The organism is Actinomycetaceae bacterium MB13-C1-2, from assembly GCA_035621235.1.
Taxonomy (GTDB): domain Bacteria; phylum Actinomycetota; class Actinomycetes; order Actinomycetales; family Actinomycetaceae; genus Scrofimicrobium.
Genome location: CP141731.1, coordinates 1,841,485 through 1,857,797, shown reverse-complemented (window position 1 = coordinate 1,857,797; position 16,313 = coordinate 1,841,485). Strand labels below are relative to the sequence as shown.

Below are 16,313 nucleotides of genomic sequence, written 5' to 3'. Positions count from 1 at the left end.
AGTCAGGAAAATTACTATAACTTAGGTAAGCCTAACTTAGTGGATTATCGGTTTGAAGAGGGGAATCACTCAATCCATCCCGCCAGAGCGTTCTTGGAAAGGTCGGAAAGTGCGTCAAGCCAATCCGGCTTGTTGTTTCCCCAGGGAATGTAGTTGAACTCTCGCCCCCCAGCCTCTTCGAAAGTCTCACGATTGAGCATCTCGATTTCCTCAAGCGTCTCGAGGCAGTCACTTACAAAGCCTGGGCAGAGAACGTCAATCCTTTTGGTTCCACCAGCACCGAGGGCTCCTACCGTGTCGATTGTTGCCGGGAGTAGCCAAGGAGCAGGGCCAAACTTGGACTGGTAGGCGTGCACGATATCGGACTCGTCAAGACCCAATCGCACCCGTAGCGCTTCGGTCGTCTGGTTGCACTCATCCGGATACGGATCACCATTTTGAGCCATCGCCTGAGGAATACCGTGGTAGCTCAGGACGAGCTTGTCTCCCGACGCGAAGTCCGGACGCCCGTTTTGCTGCCATGACTGTTCCAAAGCCACTGCCATGGCTTCGATGTACGGCGGGAATGTCTGGAAAGAGCGGGTGATGCGGAGATCAAACTGGTCCCGGGCTTTCAGACCGTATCGGAATACCTCGTCACTAATGGTTCCCAGAGACGACGCCGAATATTGCGGGTAAAGCGGGAAAACGGCAACCCTCCGATAGCCATCCTCGTATGCGCTGGTAAGAGCGGCCTGCAGGCCGCGACTTCCATATCGCATCGCGTAGCGGACCTCGGCGGTGTCCCCTAGGGCGCGCTGAACTGCCTCGGCCTGATCAATGGTGTACTCAACCAGTGGTGGATGTACCTCGCCCCAGACCATCGCGTACTTCTCGGCAGATTTCTTGGGGCGAACCTGCAGGATTATTCCGTCAAGGACGGGACGCCACAACACGGGATGCGTCTCAACGACTCGGCGGTCAGAGAGAAACTCTCGGAGGTATTTCCTAACCGACCTGGTTGTTGGTTCGTCTGGACTTCCTAGATTCACCAGAATCAGACACGGCTTATCCACCGGTTTCTTCGTCACTAAATCCACCTCAAGCATCCCAAATTCATAGCAGGTAGCCCTGCACCCCACATAGCCTAATGCCTTTAGGCTGGCGTCCAAGGGGTTGGACGCCAGCAGGATGATGCGGAGGAAGGCTAGTCGCGGGCTACGGGCGGCATCCGGGGAGATCAAGCCGAATGATGCCTGCCCCGCAATATACAAATCGGCCGTCTGTGCCTACTTGATCCCCCCAGCGGCCAGGCCCCCGATCAGCTTCTTCTCAATCATGGCGAACAGAATGACAACAGGCACAATCGCGATAACGGCAGTGGTGAAGAGGTACTGCCAGTCCTTGATGTAGAGACCAAGGAATCTCGGCATCGATACTGTAAGCGGCTGAAGGTCCGGGTCCTGAACCAGGATGAACGCGGCCGCATACTCATTCCAAGTGTTCACAAAGACGAACACGATCGCGGTGACGATTCCCGGCCACACTAGCGGAAGAGAAATCTTGAACATGGTCTGCATTCGACCCAACCCATCAAGAAGCGCCGCCTCGTCAATCTCCTTCGGAATCGATGAAAAGAACGCCTGCATCATCCAGATGGCAAAGGAAAGGTTGAATGCACCATTGATCAAGATCAAGGCACCCCAAACCGCATATCCCTGCCAACCTGAGAACTGCTGATACAGCCCAACAGCCAAAACCGTCGGCTGTAGCATCTGCGTGGTCAGCACCAGGAGTAGGAAGATTAGTCTTCCTCGAAACCGAAAACGCGCCACGTAATACGCCGCCGGGGTCGCAACCAACAGAACCACGATTGTCGCCCCAAACGCAATGACTGCGGTTGCCAGCAGCGACTTGCCGGGTTGGACGTTTGAACCCCAGACCGTTAGGTAGTTAGAAAACTGGGGGTTCGATGGAAAGAACTCTGGTGGAATCTTTCGCACGTCCGCCTGGGTTTTCAGTGACGTGATCACCATCAGCGCATATGGGAAGCTGAAAAAGACGACAATCAGGATTGAACCTAGTGCCGTCAGCCAGGGGTTTGGAGGCCGATTGATCGGACTGGTGCCCCTGTATTTGGTCTTCTTCTCTGTTTTGTTCGACATCACGCATCAACCTCCTTCGTTGGCTTGACCACATAGAGATAGATCGCAACGATAACCAGACAGAACATGAAGTTCAGTACCGACAACGCACTGGCGACGCCAGGGCCCAGCTGAGTTTTGTACTCGAATACCAAAGTCGTCGTAATCTGGCCGGCGTTGTAGCCCGGAGTCTCATTAAGTATTTTCAGAATTGGTAGCGAGTTGAAAACATTAATGATGTTTATCAGTGCTGCGACAGCGATGGCTGGCCGCAGTGATGGAAGCACAATGTGCCAATACCTCTGCCATGGTCCTGCTCCGTCAACATGAGCCGCCTCCATGGCGTCCTGGGGCACCGCCTGAAGACCAGCAAGAATCGTGTATGTGGTGAAGGGAAGCGAGACATAGATCGCGACAAAAACTGCAACCCAGAACGCTGACTGGGGGTCTTTGGTGAATCCGTAGGCTTTTTCCAGTATTCCGGTGTCTACCAACAGTCGGTTGAACAGACCTACGTCTGTCTGCAGCCCGTAGTTGAAGACAGTCGTTGTCATAACCACCGAACTTGCCCAGGGAAGGATAACGAATAGCCGAATCAACTTTCGGTACCGAAAATCCTTGTTGAGAAACTGTGCCAGCGCGAGTGACAACAGGACCGTGATAGCGACAACCACGATTACCCAGATGACCGTGTTGAGAAAAATCCTCTGGATCGGAACGCCGGGGAATGTCAGCGCTCCGGCTTTACCAACATAGTTGTCTAGACCAGTAAATCCTTGGGCGATTCCGTATCGGTTGAACTTTACAAACGAGTAATAGATGAGCAGGGCCGCTGGCATCAAGACGACGCCAACGATTAGCAGTAGGGTCGGGGTGAGCCAGGGAAGAGCAGCTAACGTTTCCTTTCGTTGTTTTGTTTTCGCCCTCTTCTTAGACTCTTGATTTTCACTAGCCGGGGATCTTGACATTGGTTACTCCGCGTTGAATGTGAACATGCCGAGACGGTGGCACCGAATACCTTGTTCCAGTGCCACCGTAACCGTCAATAGCTACATACCGGCGTCAAGCTGAGCTTGGATCGATTGCACAACGCTTTCGGGACCATCACTTTGGATGCTCCCGGCGGTACCCTGAAGCGCCGCCTGTAGCGAGTCCCACTGTGGGTTGCCAACGGGGAGGAACTTCACGTACTCAAGAGCATCGTAGAACGTTGCGTTGTCAGCATCGTTAGCTTTGCCCTTCTCGATCATCGACTTGGTTACCGGGAGTAGGCCGGTACCCTGATACCAGGTCTCATACAGCGCATCGCTGTATAGAAGATCAAGGAATGCGGACGTTGCTGCCTTCTTGTCAGCGTCGCCGTTATCAAAGGCCAGAATGAAGTCAGTAACTCCAATGGCGACGGGCTCGCCTTCTTTCGAGGGGACGGGAGCTAGGGCAAACTCAACGTCCGGGAAATCTGAGCGAGTAACGCCGAGCAGACCGGAGTGGCTAACCATCATGCCCAGCTTGCCATTGTTGAACAGATCGGCTGCCTGTTGGCGATTGGTTGCTCCCGGATCAGGTTGCACCGCATCGGCGTCGATCATTGCCTTCATCTGAGTGAATGCTTCGACGACGGTTGGCTGGTCGGCGACCAGGTTGCCGTCGACGTCCCAGTCTCCCCCTGCGCCCCAGAGCCACAGGGAGCTTTCGACCTGCGCCTCTTCACGACCCAGCGGTAGTCCGTAGCCATAGGTGTCCCCGCCTAGGGCCTGGACTTTCTTCGCCGCATCCATCAGACCGTCCCACGTCGTTGGAACTTCCGATACTCCAGCCTCTTCAAGGAGTTTCGTGTTGTATGCGAGTAGACGTGAGGACGCCACATCGGGCGCGGCCCACTGTGTGCCGTCGGCGCCCAGACCGTTCTTTAGCAGCGCGGGCTCGATTGCCGACATTACCTCGGGACTAAGAACTTCATCGATCGGATAGAGCAGTCCCCCCTCGGCCGCAGCGGAGAAAGTGTTGTCATTTAGGATGTCCGGATAGTCTTTCGCCTGGATTCGAGCCTGGACCTTGGATGAGAAGTCGTCCCATCCTTCAATCTGCAGGTTTACCTCGACATCGGGGTAGCTCTTGTTGAATTCAGCAATGATCGCCTCCCAATCGCTCTTTGACGATTCAGAGTAGGAGGGCGCAAGAATCGAGATGGAGGTCTTGAGACTATCGCCAGTGGCACCCTCTTCCGGGGTCGTCGTGTCTTTGCCACTCTCGGTGGTGTTGGAGCCGCCACCACCGCAAGCACTTAGCAAAAGCGCGCCCGCAACCGCGACCGCGCTGAGTGCAGTAATTCTCTTCACCTTTGAAGATCCTTTCTGTAACCAAGCTCACCTTAGAAGCCTGGACTAATGCAAGGTTACATCTGGGCTTCGGGACCAGTCGCCACTAACGCCAGTCGTTATCAAGAAGTGACCTAAGTTCGGGTTCCGCACATATTATCCAACAGGTCGGATGGCCCTGTTATGAACGGAAATGATCGAAACCGCGTTGCTCGAGCGGAACCCGATCTAGGGTAACCAGCTCAGACCGAGCAAACTTGCGTTCGCCGATGGTTCCGATCGCAGTGAACGGAGCGGTAACTAGGACATAGGGAGGGAAAGCAACCAAGAGTCCGTGATCTTCACCGCCATATAGCACCCATTCCAACGGATCGACACCGAGTTCGTTTCCGACCTCCGAGAGTTCCTCAACCCGCGAAGCGAGGGCGTTACGCGTCAAATCAAGGGTTACATCGGATGCCTCGGCCATACGGATGCCGTCCTCGACCAGGCCGTCTGAGATGTCGAGCATCGCCGTCGCTCCCCTGCTAGCAGCAAGAGGGCCGGCCTCCAGCGGGGCCTCTGGACAGCGATACAAAGCAACCGCTCTGCGATAGGGAACCGGAACGTCAGCGCCATGCAGGGATCCCGACACCGCTCCACTCGACAGGGCCGCCAATCCAGCGGCGGAGTATCCCAGGTTACCGACAACAGCAAGCGTGTCACCTGGACGCGCTCCAGATCGAGTGATTGGCGAGTTCGATAGCTTCCCATGAGCGGTCACGGAGATTACTAGCCCCTCTCCCCTGCTGAGATCGCCCCCAACGATCCCGGCTCCGGTCGGAGCAACCACCGCCGCAAGTCCCCCAGCGAACCTTTCAAGCCAGTCAATCTCAAGGTCGGGAGGCAGTACCAGCGAAACCACCAGCGCCGTCGTGTGCGCCCCCATCGCATTCACATCAGAAAGATTCTGGACCGCAGCCCTCATTCCGATTTCGTCGGGATTGGACCAGTCGCGGCGGAAATGAACGTTTTCAACTAGCACATCGGTTGTTACGGCAAACCTTCCCCCCGGTGACTGGACGACTGCGCAGTCGTCACCGGAACCGAGGATGGCATACTTCCCCTGCGGGAGGATTGGAAGGATTCGAGAAAGAATCTGTCCCTCGGAAAGGTCGCTAACCAGGAGTCTTTGCGCCAATGTCATCCGCCTCGTCTTCTGGGTTTGCCAATCAGATAGGGGGTATTTTGGCCGGAATTTGCGGCGTGTCGACTCCCGATGTGATTGGCAAACCGGAGTGGGGTACTTGACTCAATCCTAGCCCGCAAGGCTCGAAGCGAACATGCACATTGCTGCCGCTGAAGCGACGTTAAGCGACTCGGCTTCACCGTGCATCGGGATGTGAACCAGGCGGTCACAGACGCTCATTTCATGCGCGGTCAGACCCCGCGCTTCATTTCCGAACACCCATGCATGCGGTCCGTCGAGCGAGCTCACGGTATCAGTCATTAGGTCCGAAAGAGCGACTGAATCAGTGTGTAGAGCGGTGCCGAGCACCACGACTTTTTTCCGCTGTAGCTCTGTCACCGCGTCAAAAAAGTCTCCGTAGGCGACGGGGAGATGGAACACCGATCCGGCGGAAGCGCGAATCACCTTGGGGTTAGACACCTCGCATGTTCCCTGTCCCAGAAGAACTCCACGCGCTCCCATGGCGTCGGCGGTGCGAACGAGAGTTCCTAGGTTCCCCGGGTCCTGCGTCTTCGGAAGTAGGACCCAGAACGCAGATTTACCCGATTCAGAGTCAATCCCGACAGCGTTTATTGCCTCCTTGCGGGCAACCGCTACAACTCCCTGTGACTCTTTCGATAATCTGTCGGACACCTCAGGGGAAACCACATGAACCCACTGCACTGACTCGTTAGCAAGTTGGAACAGAGCCGCGTTGCGCTTAATAGCTTCCTCAGAAAAATAGACATCGAGGATGCACTCGGCTCGGAACTGCACCAGTTCTTTCACTGCCCCAGGGCCTTCGACCAGGATGCTTCCGCTCTTTTTTCGCGCAGAACGCCCGCTCAGCGCCGTAACTTTCCTGATCCGTTCGGACCTGGTGTTGTCGAGCATGAGCGGGCGTTCTACTTGCGTTCTTACGAAGCGAAACTAGGCGGCCTTAGGGGCGTTTACGTCCTCGGGCAGCGCGTCCTTTGCAACCTTTACGAGTGCCGAGAAGCTGGCAGGCTCGTTGACGGCCAACTCAGCGAGCATACGGCGATCAACTTCAACCCCTGCCAAGTTAAGGCCCTGGATAAGGCGGTTGTAGGTTAGTCCCTCGGCGCGAGCCGCAGCGTTGATGCGCTGGATCCACAGACGACGGAAGTCACGCTTCTTATTACGACGATCGCGGTAGGCGTAGACGTTTGAGTGGGTTACCTGTTCTTTCGCCTTGCGGTACAGGCGTGAACGCTGTCCGCGGTAGCCCGATGCCTGTTCAAGTACCTCGCGACGCTTCTTCTTAGCGTTGACTGAGCGCTTTACACGTGCCATTGAAGTTCTCTCCTATTTCCAGTTCAGCGTCACTTGCCCAGCAGGCGACGAACTTCTTTCTGGTCGTTCTTTGCAACGACAACGTCACCCTCTAGACGGCGTGTACGGCGTGAGGACTTGTGTTCGAGCAGGTGACGGCGACCAGCGCGCTGGCGCATGAGCTTTCCAGAGCCCGTGGTGCGAAAGCGCTTCTTAGCACCGGAGTGAGTCTTGTTCTTCGGCATCTTCTTTTCCCTATTTCGTTTTCCTGCGACGCATCCAGACCCCGTTAGAGGCCCGCGCGCAGAAGTCTGTTCTACTACTGTTCGTTGGTCTGTGAGTCGGCCTGAGGCTTTCCGTGCCTAGCAGTGTCTCGCTGAGCCCGTTCCTCGTGCTTCGCGCGGCGTGCTTCCCGCTCGGCGCGTCGGCGTTCGCGCTGGTCAACCATTGCGTCTGCCTTCCTGCGAGTCGGAGCAAGAACCATCGTCATATTGCGTCCATCCTGACGCGGTAGAGACTCCACTGTGCTGATCTCTTCGACCTGCTCTGCGAGACGTTGAAGAAGACGAATACCCGCCTCCGGACGCTGCTGCTCGCGCCCACGGAACATGATCATTACCTTGACCTTGTCCCCCTGCTCAAGGAACCGGCGAACATGTCCGGTCTTTGTCTCGAAATCGTGCTCGTCGATCTTAATGCGGAAGCGAATTTCCTTCAGCGCAGTGTTCGCCTGATTGCGGCGAGCATCGCGGGCCTTTTGTCCGGCCTCGTACTTGAACTTCCCATAGTCCATCAGTTTCGCGACCGGAGGACGCGCATCTGGGGCCACCTCAACCAGGTCTAAACCGGCATCTTCGGCAACCCGTAGCGCATCTTCAACGCGCACAACTCCGACCTGTTCGCCCGCAGGGCCAACTAGTCGCACCTCGGGTACACGGATGCGGTCATTAATACGAAGTTCGTCGCTGATGGGACTCTCCTTCCAAAACTTCTTTCGGGCAAAGAAAAACTCCGTGCCCTTTGACGTGGCAACGGAGAAATCCAGGCGGCATGCGAAAGCATTCCGTCTGTTACCCGGCGCCTGTCTTCTTATCTTCCCTGCCGCTTGCGGCTGGGCCTGATATCGGCACCCAGGTGGGATTTCTCCACTTACGTCGAGCCACGACTGATGACGTGACCCTTACGGTCGATGACAACTTTAGCAGTAGCGCCTCCCTCGGAAGCAGGAGCCAGCCCACAACGGGGCCGTGCGATCACTCACACGACCCCGCTGACACAACTAGGGCGTGTCTCCTATATCTGTGCTCAGGCGAGGATGCCCGGGAAATTCGTGGTTGCAAGGCGGAAGAGGAGGCTTTGCTTTGCTGGTGGCAAAGCCAACGATAACAACGTAGCAAACGCGGATTTCCCGATCACCACAGCGAGCAGAGATATAGGAGGCACAACCTAGTCAAACAAGTTCGATTCCAAAACCATGTAACAGATTTGGTGAACTCGTTCACGCAGGGCATTCCCAACACCGACCGGATCGTGGTTGACCGCGTTCATCGTGGTCTTCGCTGTGGCACTACCCATTGCCGAAAGCATCAGGTCGTTTCCATTCAGCGCTGCAAATGTGGGGTTCATGAACCCGCCAAGAACCGCATCGGTCGAAACTACACCCTCAAATCCCCACTGCTCCCGCAACAGGTCTTGCAATAGCTGGGAGTTGCCGCCGGACCAAATTGGACCGATATGGATGAATGAGGACATTGCGCCTGTCCCGCCGCCCTCCTTAACCGTGATTTCGAAGGGACGTAGATAGAGCTCACGCATTGCCTGCTCGTTCGCGAAGACATTAACGCCGCTCCGCGCATTGATTTCCTGATCGTTCAGCACAAAGTGCTTCATGAACGTGACGATGCCCTGATTCTCTGCTCCGCGCACCATTGCGGCACCCATCTTGCCTGACAGAAGCGGGTCCTCAGAGTAGTACTCGAAGTTGCGTCCGCCAAGTGCGCTTCGCTGGATGTTCATCCCCGGCGCGTACCATCCCTGAACTCCGTAGGCGTTTGCTTCCTCACCGACCGCGTCACCGATGGTCTGGGCCAGTTCGTCATTCCAGGTCGACGCCACTGTTGCCGCTGTCGGATACGACGCTGCAGTCACGTTGCTGAAGAATGAGTTGAGACCCGCTGGCCCATCGAGCAGTACGGTGGAGGGAATTCCCAGTCGATCCACCGACTCAGTCTTCCAACCACCACGGGAGAACAGATTGACCTGCTCCTCCTTAGTAAGTTGGTCAAGGAACAGATCCCACTTGGCGTCATTGAAGGAAAGACCCTTGAGATCAGCGAGCATGATCCCGTTGTCCGCACCGTAGATCGGGAGTTCTCCCTCGGCCGGAATATCCTTTGGGAACATGGCATCCAGTAACTCTTGACTTGCGACATAGTTCCTGTCGTCGGGATTTGGATACGTGCCCTCCCAGTCACCGCGTGATAGATAGGAAAAATCACCGTGCGCATAGGGGAACAGGTTCATAAGCTCCGTGCCCGTTACCTCGTCTTGTCGATACTCGACCCTCGTAGGAACGACATAGTCGAACGCGGCAACGGAGTTGTGAGCGTCGCTACTCACGTGGATCTTGTAACCTCCGGCATCAAGTACGTATCCTCCGCCGCCAGACTCGTCCCACGAGGACATGTCGCGCACTGGGAACACCAACTTCACCGTTTCGGTGTCTCCAGGGGCAATCTCAGAGGTCTTCTGGTACGCCACCAGGTTCTTCGAGGACTTCTCGATTCCACCCTCGCTCCATGGTGGGGTGTAGTAGACCTGAACAACGTCCTTCCCCGCGCGGCTGCCGCTGTTGGTCACTTCGACAACAATCGCAATCTGATCTGCGTCAATAACCGGCTCTGAGACCTTCCATTCGAAGTCTGTGTAACTCAAACCATAGCCAAACGGGAACTGAACCGCCTGTTGGTACCCGGCCTCGTCCGCCTCATACCGTGTTTCGTAATAGCGGTATCCGACGTAGATCCCCTCTTGGTAGTTGAGGAATGCCCGCTTGGCGTTCTCGTACTTGTAGTCACCGAAATTGACGGTTGCAGGGGCCGTCTCGACGTCGTATGCGTACGTGTTGCTCAGGCGTCCTGATGGGTTGATATCTCCTGCGAGCGTATCCGCCAGTGAGACCGTGCCGAACGGACCGGGGGTACCAATCCATAAGGCACTCTTGATCTGCGGGTACTCGTCGAGAAACCCAAGTTCCATCTGATTACCAGAGTTAATGATGACAACGATGTTCTCGAACTTAGAAGAAATGCGATCAAGCAGGTCACGCTGAACCTGGGTAAGTCGCAGTTGTTCGGGAGCGAAGTCTTGAGCCTCAACCCCATCGTTTCCAATCACCACCAGAGCAACATCTGAGAATTGAGCCGCCTGTTCCATGACTTCATCCGTCAGGTACGTCGGGGCTTTTTCATCTTCCTTGGTCGGCAGGACGAACGACTTTACGACCTGGACCAATCCGGTGGAGTTAGCCGTGTTGAGCGAGGCTCCGTTGTCCTGCATCGTCTTGAACAGCTCCGGGTTGTATTCGATACCGGCACCTTGAAGAGCGTCATATAGGTTAACGGCCTGTGAGAGATCAGCTCCGCCCGACCCGCCGCCGCCGTAGCGCACATTGAACGAGGCGAAACCGAAGACGTTAATCTTTCCATCTCGGACCGGCAGCAGGTCACCATCGTTCTTTAGTAGCACAAGTCCCTCGTCCGAGACCTGATTCGCAACCCGCATTCCCGCTTCACGCGCGGCCTGCCCTTCAGCAGTTTCTGAGTTGGCAGTAATGCTGAACAGGCGCCTGATGTCCGACACGTAGGGGGCGGCGGCCACTGCTACTCCCACCACTACGACTGCAACAATTCCCCATCCGACTGCTCTACGACGACGATGCGCAACCTTGCGGAAAATGCGAGCTTCGCGTTTGTCCGCTTTCCGCTCAGAACGAGGCATTTGCTTTCGTGCCGCTTGCCGCGCCGTCTTTTCTCGCTTGTTGGTTTCTTTTGCTGCGTTCTCCGCTGCCTTACGCTCTTTTGGAGGCAACGCCTTAATCGCTATCCTTGCGTCTTTTTCTTCTCGCGCGGCCGCTACTGCGTCACGCTTTATCTCTTTGCGACTCCGCCTCACAGACTCGGATACTGATCCAGCCGATTCGGGAATCTCTGCTTGGTCTGTCAACGCACTATCTTTCGCTTGTGCCCATTTCTTGGGTCCTTGAACTTGATCTGGTCTTCAGTCGCTTTGGCAGGTTGCGAGCGCGTGCAAAAACCCGTCGCCACTCACCGTTGAGAGCATCTAGTAGCACATCGAGTGCCGCCTCACTGAACGCCCCAGCAGAGAATCTCGGAAGGTTCCGCAAAGGTAAATCCAACGCGAAATTGATCTGATTGGCATCGATGGGGCGCCCCGCTACTCCGAGGGCCTTCTGGGTGGCGGACAACAGACCGTGCACACCGCTGGCCAGTCCTCCTCGCCCCTTCGTTTCGGCCAGAATGCTCAACCTGTTCAAAGGAGCTGTCCGATCCCAGTGGAGCTCGGGGAGTTCTCGACCAAGCAGCGTGGCAAACTCCTGGTCTGAAGCCCTCTTCACCCACCCTGAGTAGTAACTGGACAGAGCCGAAGGTTCATACGGGAGCTTAGCTTCCTCGCCCTTGACCTCGATGGTCGTTCGCAATCGAATGTCTCGTGAGGAAGACCCGATCAGAACCTCGTACGTCCCTCCGATCCGACGCCAGTCGTCCCCCGCAACGTCAAAAACATCAAACGCGTGTTCGGCGAAAGGAATCTGAACCGTCTTCGTCTCTCCCGCTGCAAGACGAATTCTAATGAAGCCCTGAAGTGACTGAGGCGCTACAAAACCTAGTTCCGTTGGGGGACGAAGGTATACCTGCACCACTTCGGCACCGTCTCGATCACCGGTGTTCTGCACGCTCACCGTCGCCCCCTCACTATCTGCAACCATGTCGGTAAAGGTAAACGAGGTGTAACTCAGGCCGTGCCCGAAGCAGTATCTGACGGGCGCTTGGACCTTGTCATAGTAGCGATAGCCGACGTAGATGCTCTCGCGGTGCTCCTGCGTGGTTTCGCCCAAGCCAAAGTCGCTCGACGAGGGCACGTCTTCGTACGTCAGGGGCCAGGTCTCCGCCAAGTGTCCACTAGGGTTTGACTTTCCCATCAGTACCTGGGCGATAGCGTGAGCCGCGCCCTGCCCCGAGAGATAGCCGCCAAGGATGGAGTCGACGGCTGGCTCAAACGGCAGTTCGACTGGCGATCCCCCAACTAGAACCACGGTAATCCTATGACCGGCACGAATCAGATCTCGTAGCAGAATCAACTGATTCTTCGGGAGGTGCATGTGACGCCTATCAGCGCATTCGCCCTCACTTGATTCGTCGAGCCCGGCGAAGAAAATAACCCGGTCCGCTCGCCTAGCCAACTGGTTTGCTTCTTCTCTCATGCGCTGCGACCAGCCACCGTGTCGCCTATAACCGGGGGCGAATCCGATCACGTTGACTCCGGCCGCCTCCATTTCTTCGAGCGGCGAAGTATCCCGAGTTGGATTCACCAGAGAACTTCCAGCGCCCTGAATCCGGATTTTCTGCGCAAACTCACCGACAACGGCAACGCGGATCCCCGGTTTGAGTGGCAACGCTCCGTCGTGGTTCTTTAGAAGAACTAGCCCCTCCAGCGCGCCCTGCTCAGCAAGGACGTGGTTTGTTTCAAGGTCGGGAGCAACGCCAGGTATGCGGGCGGTCGCTGTGCGATCAATAAGAGTCAGGAGCTCGTCGACTCGCTGATCAAGGATTCTTTCGTCCAAGGCTCCCGTCTTTACGGCATCGACAATCTCCGCGTCCGTGATTCCGCCCGTCGACGGCATCTCAAGTGCATTGCTCGCCAGGATTCCAGCCACTCGGTCGTTACTTCCACCCCAGTCGGTTACCACGAGGCCCTTGTAACCCCACCGGTTGCGGAGGACATCAGTCATTAGTTCCTGGCTCTCGTTCGCGTACTCCCCGTTCACTCGGTTGTACGCTGACATGACCGTGTAGGGCTTGGCTTTCTCAATCGCTATGCGGAAGCCCTCAAGATAGATTTCGTGGAGTGCGCGGGTATCGACCACCTCGTCAACACTCATCCGGTGCGTTTCCTGACTGTTAACTGCGAAGTGCTTAACCGACGCGCCGACACCCTTAGACTGCACCCCCATTACGAATGCCGCAGCGAGTTCACCCGACAGCAACGGATCCTCAGAAAAGTACTCGAAGTTTCTTCCTCCAAGCGGGTTGCGCTTGATGTTCATGCCGGGGCCTAGAAGAACACTAACGTTTTCGGCTGCCGCCTCAGCTCCCAGTGCTGCTCCAATTTCGAACAGTAGATCGCGATCCCAAGTGTTCGCTAACGTCGCAGCGGTCGGGAAACACGTCGCCGGGACGGACGCGTTTAGTCCGAGATGGTCGGCCGCACCCGCTTGCTTTCGCAGACCGTGTGGTCCATCGGTGAGCATGATCGACGGAATGTCCAGTCGGTCGATGCTCTTCGTGTTCCAGAAGTTGGCCCCGGACATCAGCGCCGCCTTCTCGTCGAGAGTCATCTGATCGATTAGGTCGGGATGGCTAACGGTTGTGCTCACGCGCTCACACCTTTCTCGGACGGTCTGGCAGTGACTCGATATCGGTGGTCAAGCCATTAGGAAAAACAAGCCGGTACACGACCAGGATCGTTATGAACGTCACCGTCAGTCCGAACATAGTGTCGGTCAGAAAATGAGCGCCCATAACCATTCGGGAGAACGCAACCATGAACGCCCATACAGCCCCAATCCAGAAGAACGCTCCCTTCCATTTCTCCAGAGCGGGGCGCAAAACGGGGAGAACAGTCAGCATTATTAGCAGTGCCGCGTTAGCCGTGTGCCCCGACGGGAAGGATTTGAACTCCTCGTGTTCGATCAGCCCGGTACCGGTTACTTCAGCCTTAGCGGCATCTCCGATCTGCCACCAGGAGTTGAAACCGAGACCATCGATTCCTTCCCCGGCCATTTCCTCAAGCATTCTCATCCGGGGACGCTCCCAACCGATCTTGATCACATTGACTAGGACGAGTTCAACCACCGCCACCACGAACAGGACCAGAGCGACGCGGAGTGCCAGTTTTCCATCGGCCCCGGATGCTAACTTCAGAACACCCCACGTGACAGCAACGACTATCACCGCTCCGATTATGGTCGTAGCAACAAGCGATATAGGCAGATACCTCGACGGCAAGTACATTACTAGCAGCGTTCCTACCAAAAACAGCAGTATTCCTCCAACCAACTGGAGGATCATCGTCCACGTCCTGTTTCGCTCTCTGTAAGCAATGAACAGCGTCCCGGCGGTGACCATTGCCAGGCCCAAAGGAACCTCGCCGAACGCGGCGCCAAACACGCCGAAAACATTGGCGTGCCTAGGATCCGAGAGCACAGTTGGGTCAAAGAGTAACTCGGATATCTGCAGGTCCCAAAAGCTCCCGACTAGAACCAAAGCGACGATTATTCCACCAAGAACCATCGCGTTTACTCGGGAAATCAGCGGGCGATCAACCCCGTTAGGGGCTACTTCTAGTCCGGGTTCGCTCATGGAGATCCCCTCTGATCTAAGGCTGTCAAACTCTATGTGAGATGACTATACCGACCACTTGGTCTATTTGACCATTCAGTCTCTATGAGGAGTACTCGAGCTTCTGCGAAAGAGTCCCGTTATGAGGTAGCGACAGGGCGCGGAACCAACTCGACCTGTTGAGCCGCCTCGCGGAGTCTGGAATTCTCACTGACTCGCTTCATCATTCCAGCGAACATTGCGCGAGCCTTTGACTCGTTCCCGCCGGCGGCACCAATCATGGCCCCCATATCAAAGGCAATGTCTACCGCGACTCCCCCATCCCATGAGGCCGCGCCATACGCGGCTCCCGGGCGAAGCCCGATTCTAACGATGCCCGGACATTCTTCCTTCGCTAAGGCGGTGAGCTCGTCACGCAACTCCCGATCCTCCCATGCCGGAAGCCAGCTGTCGCCCGACGCGAGTGCCAGCACCGCCGGACGAGGAATTAGCGTCCGCCTTCCAGAGCCCGGATTGAGCGTTATCGTGCCCGAGCCATGCCCCGTAAGCGCCCCCACCGCAACACGGTAAGTCTTTATGGTCATTGGACGACCATTCGAGTCCCATCGCTTCAGTTCTTCGGCCGATGTGAAGCCAACAACGCTGTTGCCATACGGGCTGTCGGCGGTCTTCAACGGTGAGGCGGCTGGGTCGAGGGGCTTATGGTCGGGATCGTCAGGATCGGCTTCAACGCTGACGGGAACGATTAGACGTTCCTCTCCCAGCGCCAGAACCAGTTGTCGGGTTCGCTCGGCGGCCAACTCCGGGGTACCGTCGGGAAGAGCCCATGCCGCAGCGGTCTTTGGTAATTCTTCTCCGGTGTCGCGCCTATCCGGTCGCATCAGCAGTCTCATTGCCAGGCGATCTTTCATTGCCTGAGTGAACTGTTCGTCGGGGCGAAGATTCTGCCCTTTTGTCTCGTTCATATCGTTCAGACCCGGTCCGTCGGTCCTTCTGCGACTTCGAGAGCCTGTTCAAGGGTGAACTGTCCTGCGTACAGCGCCTTACCGACTATGGCGCCCTCAACCCCGATCGGAACCAGTGTTCGTAGCACTGCGAGGTCATCTAGAACGGACACCCCGCCCGAGGCAACTACGGGTGCATCCGTTGCACCGCAGACCTTTTCAAGAAGATCCAGGTTGGGTCCATTCAGCATTCCGTCACGGTTAACGTCAGTTACCACGTAGCGAGAGCACCCAGCCATGTTCAGTCGGCGGAGGACCTCCCACAGATTGCCACCCTCGCGTGTCCATCCGCGAGCGGCTAATGTCGATCCACGAACGTCTAGACCAACAGCCACCCGGTCTCCAAACCGCGCAATCGCAGTCTCCGTCCAGTCAGGATCCTCCAGCGCCGCGGTTCCCAGATTCACTCGTGTGGCTCCCAGGTCAAGAGCGCGACGCAGGGAATCTTCGCCCCTGATTCCACCAGAGAGTTCGACGCTAAGCGTCGTGGAGGTCACCACTTCCTCCAACAGTTTGGCATTGTCGCCCCTACCAAATGCGGCATCCAGATCCACCAGATGGATCCAGCTTGCCCCGGCCTCGGCGAACTGCTGTGCGATCTCTCTTGGGTCTCCGTATTCTGATTCCGTACCCGCCTCCCCCTGGGTTAGGCGTACGGCCTTTCCGGCAACAACGTCGATAGCGGGCAAGAGTGTCAGGGCGTTATGGGTCATGTTGTTCTTACTGTC

Annotated in this window: 14 protein-coding genes; all 14 read right to left on the bottom strand. The window is 56.4% G+C overall.

The genetic code is table 11. The features are described 5' to 3' along the window. Positions 1-65: 65 nt before the first annotated feature. On the bottom strand, positions 66-1,070 hold the full coding sequence (hemH, locus tag U6G28_08100; GenBank protein ID WRS29483.1) for a ferrochelatase: 1,005 nt from the start codon (positions 1,068-1,070) through the stop codon (positions 66-68). A 198-nt stretch (positions 1,071-1,268) separates the two neighbouring features. Further along, complete coding sequence (locus tag U6G28_08095) at positions 1,269-2,144, bottom strand: carbohydrate ABC transporter permease (protein ID WRS29482.1); 876 nt, start codon at positions 2,142-2,144, stop codon at positions 1,269-1,271. Further along, positions 2,144-3,091, bottom strand: coding sequence for a sugar ABC transporter permease (locus U6G28_08090; protein WRS29481.1), 948 nt, complete (start codon positions 3,089-3,091; stop codon positions 2,144-2,146). The genes U6G28_08095 and U6G28_08090 overlap by 1 nt, the downstream gene beginning before the upstream one ends. Before the next feature lie 81 nt (positions 3,092-3,172). Further along, complete coding sequence (locus tag U6G28_08085; GenBank protein ID WRS29480.1) at positions 3,173-4,462, bottom strand: extracellular solute-binding protein; 1,290 nt, start codon at positions 4,460-4,462, stop codon at positions 3,173-3,175. A 160-nt stretch (positions 4,463-4,622) separates the two neighbouring features. Continuing rightward, complete coding sequence (locus U6G28_08080; GenBank protein WRS29479.1) at positions 4,623-5,621, bottom strand: thiamine-phosphate kinase; 999 nt, start codon at positions 5,619-5,621, stop codon at positions 4,623-4,625. 117 nt (positions 5,622-5,738) lie between these two features. Next, positions 5,739-6,542, bottom strand: coding sequence for an RNA methyltransferase (locus tag U6G28_08075; GenBank protein ID WRS29478.1), 804 nt, complete (start codon positions 6,540-6,542; stop codon positions 5,739-5,741). Between the two features lie 36 nt (positions 6,543-6,578). After that, entirely contained in the window at positions 6,579-6,962 is a 384-nt protein-coding gene (gene rplT / locus U6G28_08070; protein ID WRS29477.1) for a 50S ribosomal protein L20, read from the bottom strand. Positions 6,963-6,991: 29 nt separating this feature from the next. Next, the gene (rpmI, locus tag U6G28_08065; GenBank protein ID WRS29476.1) at positions 6,992-7,186 is read right to left on the bottom strand and encodes a 50S ribosomal protein L35; all 195 of its coding nucleotides are present in this window, start codon (positions 7,184-7,186) and stop codon (positions 6,992-6,994) included. 74 nt (positions 7,187-7,260) lie between these two features. Further along, the gene (gene infC, locus U6G28_08060; protein ID WRS31219.1) at positions 7,261-7,893 is read right to left on the bottom strand and encodes a translation initiation factor IF-3; all 633 of its coding nucleotides are present in this window, start codon (positions 7,891-7,893) and stop codon (positions 7,261-7,263) included. A gap of 494 nt (positions 7,894-8,387) precedes the next feature. Then, complete coding sequence (locus U6G28_08055) at positions 8,388-11,165, bottom strand: glycoside hydrolase family 3 C-terminal domain-containing protein (protein ID WRS29475.1); 2,778 nt, start codon at positions 11,163-11,165, stop codon at positions 8,388-8,390. Between the two features lie 4 nt (positions 11,166-11,169). Next, positions 11,170-13,617, bottom strand: a complete 2,448-nt coding sequence (locus U6G28_08050) for a glycoside hydrolase family 3 C-terminal domain-containing protein (protein ID WRS29474.1) — start codon at positions 13,615-13,617, stop codon at positions 11,170-11,172. Positions 13,618-13,621: 4 nt separating this feature from the next. Next, positions 13,622-14,602 carry a phosphatase PAP2 family protein gene (locus tag U6G28_08045; GenBank protein WRS29473.1) on the bottom strand — a complete coding sequence of 327 codons (981 nt, stop codon included), beginning with the start codon at positions 14,600-14,602 and terminating at the stop codon, positions 13,622-13,624. 119 nt (positions 14,603-14,721) lie between these two features. After that, positions 14,722-15,546, bottom strand: a complete 825-nt coding sequence (locus U6G28_08040; GenBank protein ID WRS29472.1) for an SseB family protein — start codon at positions 15,544-15,546, stop codon at positions 14,722-14,724. A 5-nt stretch (positions 15,547-15,551) separates the two neighbouring features. Then, a complete protein-coding gene (gene priA, locus U6G28_08035; protein WRS29471.1) occupies positions 15,552-16,298 on the bottom strand; it encodes a bifunctional 1-(5-phosphoribosyl)-5-((5-phosphoribosylamino)methylideneamino)imidazole-4-carboxamide isomerase/phosphoribosylanthranilate isomerase PriA in 747 nt (248 codons plus the stop codon). Positions 16,299-16,313 lie beyond the last annotated feature (15 nt).